This is a genomic window from Streptomyces sp. NRRL F-5123 (assembly GCF_000721495.1).
Taxonomy (GTDB): Bacteria; Actinomycetota; Actinomycetes; order Streptomycetales; family Streptomycetaceae; genus Actinacidiphila.
Genome location: NZ_JOHY01000002.1, coordinates 420,187 through 428,586, shown reverse-complemented (window position 1 = coordinate 428,586; position 8,400 = coordinate 420,187). Strand labels below are relative to the sequence as shown.

5 protein-coding genes and 1 pseudogene are annotated in these 8,400 nt (G+C 77.3%); all 6 read right to left on the bottom strand.

All coding sequences use genetic code 11. From position 1 onward, the window contains the following. Positions 1-1,144: pseudogene (locus IH54_RS45270) on the bottom strand (hypothetical protein); the annotation flags it as partial. A gap of 1,897 nt (positions 1,145-3,041) precedes the next feature. Beyond that, entirely contained in the window at positions 3,042-3,200 is a 159-nt protein-coding gene (locus IH54_RS46045; protein WP_199923323.1) for a DUF6760 family protein, read from the bottom strand. Then, complete coding sequence (locus IH54_RS0103755) at positions 3,197-3,718, bottom strand: zinc-ribbon domain-containing protein (protein ID WP_031512818.1); 522 nt, start codon at positions 3,716-3,718, stop codon at positions 3,197-3,199. The genes IH54_RS46045 and IH54_RS0103755 overlap by 4 nt, the downstream gene beginning before the upstream one ends. Further along, positions 3,715-4,155, bottom strand: coding sequence for a phage tail protein (locus tag IH54_RS0103750; RefSeq protein WP_031512817.1), 441 nt, complete (start codon positions 4,153-4,155; stop codon positions 3,715-3,717). Before IH54_RS0103750 ends, IH54_RS0103755 begins: the two co-directional genes overlap by 4 nt. A 41-nt stretch (positions 4,156-4,196) precedes the next feature. After that, a complete protein-coding gene (locus tag IH54_RS0103745; protein ID WP_031512816.1) occupies positions 4,197-5,741 on the bottom strand; it encodes a phage tail sheath family protein in 1,545 nt (514 codons plus the stop codon). Between the two features lie 290 nt (positions 5,742-6,031). After that, the gene (locus IH54_RS0103740; protein WP_031512815.1) at positions 6,032-8,224 is read right to left on the bottom strand and encodes an AAA family ATPase; all 2,193 of its coding nucleotides are present in this window, start codon (positions 8,222-8,224) and stop codon (positions 6,032-6,034) included. Positions 8,225-8,400: the final 176 nt, after the last annotated feature.

Below are 8,400 nucleotides of genomic sequence, written 5' to 3'. Positions count from 1 at the left end.
CGTAAGGGGTCGTCGGCAGCGTCAGATGTGTATAAGAGACAGGCCGCAGGTCGTTCGGGCCGAGCACGGGGGTGGCCGGGGCCCGCTGGACGGTACGGGGCGCGCCGGGGACCTCCGCGCTCGCGGGCATGGCGGGGAGGGGGGCGCCCAGACCACTGCGGTTGCGCGGCGCGGCGGGGGCCGCCGGGGTGGCCTCGGACGTGCCGTCCGCCCGCTGGACGACGGGCATCCCGCCGCCCGGGGTGGAGGTCACCGACCTTGCACTGTCCGGGAGTTGGGTCATGGGAGCGCCGAGCGGGCTGCGCCCGCCGAGCGGCGGCACCGCCCGCTGCACCGCGCCGTCACCGGGCGCGGCCTGGCCACGGCCACCGCTCGCGTCACCGCCGCGCGGCCCCGTCCCGGACGCGCCGGACCCGCCGCCTGCCGGGGCCGTGCCGTCCGCGGCGCCCTCCGCACGCTGCACGACCGGCAGTCCCCCGGGCGCTCCGGCAGAACCCACCGGCCCCGCGCTGTCCGGAAGTTGCGTCATCGGCGCCCCGAGCGGACTCCGCCCGCCGAGCGGCGGCACCGCCCGCTGCACCGCGCCGTCACCGGGCGCGCTCCCTGCCGGACCCCGGCCACCGGGCGAGGCCGTCCCCGGCTGCGCCCCCGAACCGCTCCCGGCCGCCGCCTGGCCACGGCCGCCGGTCGCGTCACCGCTGCGCGGGCCCGTGCCGTCCGCGGCGCCCTCCGCACGCTGCACGACCGGCAGTCCCCCGGCGGTCGCGGGCGCGCCCCCTGACGCGGGCGCCACCGGCGCCCCCACGTCGGGCAGTTCACCCAGCGGGATCCGGCTGCCGAGTGGCGGCACCGCCCGCTGCACAGGCCCGCCGTGGACCGCGTCCGCGCCTGCCGAGGAGGCGGACCGGCCACCCGGGGCGCCCGGGCTGCCCGCACCCGGCGCCTTGCCGGACGCGCCGCCGGCGGGGGACTCGGTACCGGGCCGGCCGCCCGGCGTGCCGCCGCCCGCGGAACCGGACGCCCGGCCGTCCCGCGCGTCACCGCCGGATGCCGTACCGGACCCGCCACCCGCCGGACGCCCGCCGGGCGGCACCGCCGCACTCCCGTCGCCGGGAGCTGCCTCCGCCCGCTGGACGACGGGCATCCCACCGCCGGAGGCGGAGGCCGCCGGCCGTGCCGTGTCGGGGAGTTGGGCCATGGGAGGCCCGAGCGGGGCGCGTCCGCCCAGCGGCGGCACGGCCCGCTGCCCGGCGCCGCCCGACGTCGTACCCCCGGAGGACGCGGCGCCGTACGCGCCACCGCCCGCACCCGGTACCGGACCGGATGCTCCACCGGCCTGCGACCCCGCCCCCGGGGCTCCTTGCCGCCCGCCACCGCTCCCGGCGTGCGGCCCGGAGCCGCCACCCGCGGCGTGCGGGACCGCGCCGGAGGCACCGCCGCCCTGCGCGCCCGCGGCCGTACCGGACCGACCCTCCGCGCGTGAAACTCCGCCGTCCGACGCGCCTTCCGCACGCTGGACGACGGGCAGTCCCCCGGCGGTCGCAAGCCCGGCCCCGGACGCGGGCGCCACCGGCGCCGCCGTGTCCGGCGACCCGGTCAGCGGGTCACGTCCCCCGAGCGGCGGCACCGCCCGCTGCACGGACGCGGCACCGCCCGCACCACCGCCACCGGCGCCGGAGGCGGAACCGGACGAACCGCCCGGCCTCGATCCGCCGCCCGCGCCGCCCTGCGCACCGCCCGCCCCCGGTGCCCCGGCGTGCGGCCCGGAGCCCGAACCGTCGGGAGCCCCCTCCGGCCGCTGCACCACCGGCATCGCACCGGCGGCCGCGGTCGCGGAGCCCGGCGAAGCCGCCCCCTGCTGCGCCCCGCCCGCAGGCGCGCCCAGCGGTTCCCGGCCGCCCAGCGCCGGTACGGACGGGGCTCCGGAAGCCTCTTCCGCGCGCTGCACCGAAGCCGCGGGCGGCGGACGCAGCGCGCTCAGCCGCCGTACCGCCGGACGGGCCGGGCGGCGCGCGACGACCGGTGAGGGTCCCACCGGGCGGGGCCGCACGACCGGGACGTCCCCGGCGGAGTCACGGCCGCCCGCAGCGGGCGGAGCCTCGCCCGTACCCGGCACCACGGCGATCCGCCGCACGAGCGGTATCGGCACCGCGGCAGCGGAAGCGGCGGAGGCACCGGAAGCAGCGGCGGCCCGCTGCACCGCCGGACCCGAACCGGCAAGCACCGCGGGGGAGTCGGCCGCGTGCGCGAGAGGTCGCGAGGCGGCGGCGCCCGCCGAGGGCGAGCCGCCCGCCGTGGATCCTGTGCGCCCGGCCGCCCGCGACGCACCCGAACCGCCGCCCGCAGCGGCCCCCGCAGCGCCGCCCGAGCCCGAGCCGCCCGCGGCGCCCCCGCGAGCCGGCGCACCGCCCTGCGTACGGTCCGGCACCGCGCTGAGCAGCAGCGGACCCCCGCGCCCGGCGGGGGAGGAGGGCGCGGGCCGTCCGGACGGCGGGCGCGCGACACCGCGGGCCACACCCGCGGGCGCGCCCGGCGACACCGCATGGCCGAGGCCGTTGTCGAACATCGGGTTCTGCCACGACGCGAGGCGCCCCCGGAAGACCAGCCCGTCGCTCACGCCCAACGCGGAGCGGGCAACGGTCAGTTCGGGCGGCGACGTCCGCCGCCACCCTCCGTCCCACCCGGCCGGCATGGAACGGCCCGCAGCAGGACCCCCACCGGCGGAGCCGCTTCCGCCCACACCAGGGGATCCGTTTCCGCCCGCACCAGGGGATCCGCCGCCGTCCCGCCCGCCACCGTCCCCGGCGGCAGCCGTACCACGCGCGGAAGCGCCCCGCCCACCGGCAGAGCCCGCACCCGCGGAACGCCCCGCCCGCCCGCCTCGACGCCCGGCGCCGGAGCCGCCCGTACCCCCCGCGGCAGCGGTGCCCGCACCCGGCACGGCAGTGCCACCCGCACCCGCTGACGCGGCGGAGCCGCCCGCGGACCCGGCGGAGCCACTCGCGGGCCGGCGGTGCAGCCTGTCCCGCCATGCCATGTGCTCAACCGCCTTCGTTCATACGGGTGTTGATGCGAGCGATCTCGTTCACCCACTGGCGGCGCTCGTCGTGCGTGAGGTCGAGGATCTCCTCGCGCGCCCAGTGGAAGTGGTAGGCGATGTACGCGATCTCCTCCCGCAGCCGGGGGAGGGCGTACGTCACGATTCCCCCAGGCGCCCGCCCGAGAGGTCGACCTCGAAACCGCCGTCGCAGTGCGGGCAGGTCACGGCCGCGCGGGTGTGGCCCTCGCTGTTGACCCGCCGGTAGAAGTCCTGGAGGAAGGCGACGTCGGTCGCGTACATCCGCTCCACGATCCCGGCGTGCACATCCGTGATCGGGCCGAGCCGGGTGATCACCTGGCTGAGCAGGACCACGCTCAGGTACGCCGGGTTCTCCTTCACCCGCAGGTCGATCTGCGGGCGCAGCTCGTCGCGGGCCGTGGCCAGCCGCATGGAGCCGTGCCGGTGCACGACGCCCTCGTCGTCCACGTAGCCGCGGGGCAGCTCGAACTCGAACTCGTCGCGCAGCGCCTGCTGCCGCGGGGCGGCCGCCGGGGCGGCCGGGGCCGCTGCCCCCGCCGCGCCCGCGGCCTCGGCCGGCTGCTCCGCCGCGCGGGCGAGTGGAGCCGTCGCCTCCAGGATCTCCTCCAGGCTGCCCGCGCTGACCGTACGGCGCCTCATTCGACGACGATCTCCTCGAACACGATGGTCACGGACTCGGTGGCCGCGGACGACTGGCCCGCGTTGAGGGACGGACCCTCCCACTTGGACGCCCAGCCCTGCATCAGCTGGATGCGGCGGACCGTGCTGCCCTCGGAGTCCTTGATCTCGATCGTGAGGTTCTGCCGAGCGGTGTTGACGGCGCCCTTGTTGAGCGTCTCCTTGATCCACTTGGTGAATTCGCTGCTCTTGTCGATGCCGCGGGTGATGGTGATCTCACCGGCCAGCCGGGCACCGGGCTGCTTGCGGATGATCTGCTTGCCGTCCGAGCTGACCTGCCGGACCTCGACGACCTCCTCCTCGACGGTCAGCCCGCTGATCTCCTGGACCGACTCCACCAGGTAGCCGCCGAGCTGCACACCGAAGATGTGGGTGGAAAGCGCGTCGCCCTCTGCCATGACTCTCCGTCACCTTTCCTTACTACGTCGCTGGTTCGCGGTCACTCGTCGATGAGGCTGGTGCTGTCGGAGAACTGCGCCAGCCGGAAGACCACGAACTCGGCGGGCTTGACCGGGCAGACGCCGATCTCGCACACGACCCGGCCCTGGTCGATGGATTCGGGCGGGTTGTTGTCGCGGTCGCACTTGACGTAGAAGGCCTCGTCGGCGGTGCGGCCGAACAGCGCGCCGCGCCGCCACTCCTCGGTGAGGAAGGCCGTGACGTTGCGCCGGATGCTGGACCACAGCCGGTCGTCGTTGGGCTCGAAGACCACCCACTGGGTGCCCAGCAGGATGGACTCCTCCAGGTAGTTGAACAGCCGGCGCACGTTCAGGTAGCGCCAGGCCGGGTCGGAGGAGAGGGTGCGGGCGCCCCACACGCGGATGCCGCGGCCGGGGAAGGCGCGCACGCAGTTGACGCCGATCGGGTTGAGCAGGTCCTGCTCGCCCTTGCTGAGCTTGATCTCCAGGTCCACCGCGCCGCGGATGACCTCGTTCGCGGGCGCCTTGTGCACACCGCGCTCGGTGTCGCTGCGGGCCCAGACGCCGGCGATGTGGCCGCTCGGCGGGACGGTGGTGTTGTGGCCCAGCGCCGGGTCGAAGACCCGCACCCACGGGTAGTAGAGGGTCGCGTAACGGGAGTCGTAGCCCGCCTCGTCGTTGCGCCAGGTGCGCACCTGCTGCGCGGACAGCCCGGGAGGGGCGTCCAGCACGGCGACCCGGTCGCCCATCTGCTCGCAGTGCGCGATGACGGCGAGCTGCACGGTGCGGACGCCCTCGGCGTCGATCGCACCGCGCTGGTAGGCGCTCATCAGGTCCGGGACGGCGACCATGGTGATCTCGTCGATCGTCTCCAGGCCGCCGAAGCCGGTACGGGCGGCGGTGTCGCCGACGTACTCGGACGGGCTGAGCCGCTGCACCTCGCCGGAGCCGCCGCGTCCCGACGGGGCCGGGCCGTCGGCCAGCGCGGTCACGCCGTTGGCGGGGCGGGCCTGCGGGGCGCCGCGCTTCTCGGCGACCTCGACGTAATTCGAGCCGCGCGCCTGGGTCACCAGGTAGGCGCGGACGTTCTTGCGGGTGGAGGCGTCGAAGGTCTCCACGACGTTGTCGCCCTGCTTGACCAGCAGCTTGAAGCGGTCCTCCGCGGGGCTGTCGCCCTCCGCGTCGGCGACCTCGACCGTCAGCCCGCTCGCGCCGGGCTTGGCCACGACCGTGAAGCCGCCCAGCTCGACGGGCGGCGCCGAGCCGACCGCCTTCTGCGCGCTGTCCGCGCCCGTACCCGCCGCCCCGCCGATGCGCACGATGTACGCGGCGCCGCCGCCGTTGGCGAAGTAGCCGTAGACCGCGTGCGCCAGGTAGGTGCCCTCGGTGAAGCCGCCGAAGGACTGGCTGTACTGGTCCCAGCTGGTCACCAGGGTCGGTGCGTGGAACGGGCCGGTCTCGGCGAAGCCGACGAACGCGGCGACGGCGGTGCCGACCCCCTCGATCGGCCGGGCCCCGGACTGCACCTCCTCCATGTACACACCCGGGGTGAGGTACGTCGCCATACTCGCTCCTTCGCGTCCATACAGGCTGGGGATCCGGCTGCGGATCACCTGTCTCCAGGCCGAGTCTGCGGAGCAGACACCCGAGGCGGCCAGAGACGGGCGGACCTGCCGGGGGGCAGGGCCGCTGCCCTTTGCGGACCCGCAGCGTGACCTGGTGAGCGCGCTCCGGCACGCTCCGTCGGGCAGCCTGCGGCGGGGCGTGACGAAGCAGGTCGGCGCGGGTGCGCCCGGGGCGCCCGGGTCCCGGTTCTGGCCCCCGGTCCGGGTCCCGGTTCAGGCCCCGTACCGGTTCAGGTCTCGCTGATCTCCGCGAGCCAGGGGCCGAACTCGCCCGCCAGGACCAGGCGGCCGAGCTTGCGGTACTCCTGGGCGATGGCCGTCACCGTCTGCCGCATGGTGAGCGGGCCGTCCGCCTCCGCCGCGAGGTAGGCGGCGGTCACCGCGCAGGCGCGGATGGAGCCGCCCGCCAGCTCGAAGCGCTCGGCGCAGAAGGCGAGGTCCAGGTCGGCGGCGCGCGGCAGCCGCTCGCCGAGGCAGCGCTCCCACAGGTCCCGGCGGCGCCCCGCGTCGGGCACGGGGAAGTCGGCGACGACGTCGATCCGCCGGGTGAAGGCCGGGTCGAGGTTGGCCCGCAGGTTGGTGGTCAGGACGGCGATGCCGTCGAAGGACTCCATGCGCTGCAGCAGGTACGCCGACTCGATGTTGGCGTGCCGGTCGCTCGCGTCCTTCACCTCCGAGCGCTTGCCGAAGATCGCGTCGGCCTCGTCGAAGAGCAGCACCGCGTTGACGGCGGAGGCCTCGGTGAAGATGCGCTCCAGGTTCTTCTCGGTCTCCCCGACGTACTTGTCGACGACCGTGGAGAGGTCCACGACGTAGAGGTCCATGCCGAGGTCCGCGGCGACGACCTCGGCGGACATCGTCTTGCCGGTGCCGGACTCGCCGGAGAAGAGCGCGATGACGCCGCGCCCGCGGCCGCCCCCCGGCCGCATCCCCCACTGTCCGAGCACCTGGTCGCGGTGCCGGGCGCGCAGCGCGAGCTCGCGCAGCCGGCGGTGGGTCGGCGGCGGGAGGACCAGGTCGTCCCAGCCGACGCCGGGCTCCACGCGGCGGGCCAGCCGCTCCAGGCCCGCGCCGTTCTGCGCGCGCACGGCGGTCCGCAGGTCGTCCGGCGCGACCGGGCGGGCGGCGAGCGCGGCGGTGCGTACGGCCACGTCGGCGGCCCGCCGCAACTGCCGGGCGTCCAGCCGGTGCGCGGCGACGGCGGCGGCCAGCGCCGCGGCGTCCTGCACGCGGGGTTCGCCGGGGCGTACGGCCGCGTCCGCGGCGCCGGACCCCTCGGGCGGTACGGCGGCGGCCCGGCGGTGGGCCCCCGCGTCGAAGGCGCCGGGCCCCTCGGGGCGGACGGCCTGCGCGGCCTCCTCCAGGGCGTGCCGCCAGCGGGCGGCCTGGCGCTCGGGGGAGGGTGCGGGGACGGTCAGGACGACGGGGCTGTCCGCCGCCCACGCCGGGTCCCACGCGGAGGCGCCGTGTGTGAAGAGCGGGATGCCGCGCAGGGCCGCGCACAACTCCCCCACCACGCGGGCTCGTTCGGCGGGCCGGTCGGGCAGCGCCTCCAGCGGGCCGATCACCGCGCCGGCGCCGGTCAGCCGGGCCTCCCGGGCGGCGGCGCGGGCGATGTCCGGCACCTCCGCGGCGCGCGGGGCGAGGGCCGCTGCGTCCAGGACGAGCGGCCGCAGCCCCGACGCACGCAGCGCGGCGACCGCGAGGCCCTCGGCGTCGCCGCCCCGGCTGCGCAGGTGGACCAGGCCCGTACCGGTGGCCGCCGCGGCAGCCGCCGCCCGCACCTGCGCCGTCTCGGCCGCCGGGTCGTGGGCCGCCTCGCCGAGTACGGCGGCGAGCCGGGCGTCGGGCCGGGAGCTGCCCAGCAGATGGGCGGTCACCCGGTCGGGCACCGCCAGCGTCCGGGAGAGCGGGGGCCGTTCGGGTTCGGCGACCTCCAGCAGGCCGCCCTCGACGAGCGGCGCCCCGGGGGCGAGCCGGAAGCGGGCCGCCGACACCCCCGTGCGGCCGCACAGTTCGAGCGCGAGCGCGACGGTGGGGCGGCGGCGCGTCAGGTCGTCGTTGAGGTAGCCGTAGAGCGCCTCGAAGCGGGCGTCCAGGTCGGGCGCGAGGGCGACGAGCAGCAGGTCGAGGTCGAGGGCGGTGAGCCCGAAGCGGGCGGCGAGCCCGTCGAGCACGGTCCCCGGCGCGGGGCGCCAGCTCGCGGCGGCGGGCATTCCGAGCCCGCCGGGCCCGTCGAGGATGCGCTGCGCGGCCTCGGGCGTGAGGTACTGGCCCCGGTAGGGGTCGTCCGGGTCCGGATCGTCGGCACGCCGCCGCCGAACGGCGTCCCGCACCCACTCCTCGACGGCCCCGAGCCGCTCCCAGAGATCGAAGTCCGGCTCGGCAGAGGCGACTTCGCCGCCCGAGGCCCGGCCGCCCAGTTCCTCCCCGGCGGACGTGCCCGCGGTCCGGCGCAGGTCGCCGGCGGACGCGTACACGGCCTCGCCCGGACCCCCCGCGGCAGCCCCGGCGTCACGGGCCCCCGCCGCCCCACGTGCGCCGGACTCGCCGACGCCCCCGGCGTGCGCCTCCGCGGCCTCGCCCGGACCCCCGGCGG

Coding starts and splice junctions, on each gene's coding strand:
- IH54_RS0103755 (WP_031512818.1), bottom strand. CDS start 3,718: ATGAGGCGCCGTACGGTCAGCGCGGGCAGCCTGGAGGAGATCCTGGAG.
- IH54_RS0103750 (WP_031512817.1), bottom strand. CDS start 4,155: ATGGCAGAGGGCGACGCGCTTTCCACCCACATCTTCGGTGTGCAGCTC.
- IH54_RS0103745 (WP_031512816.1), bottom strand. CDS start 5,741: ATGGCGACGTACCTCACCCCGGGTGTGTACATGGAGGAGGTGCAGTCC.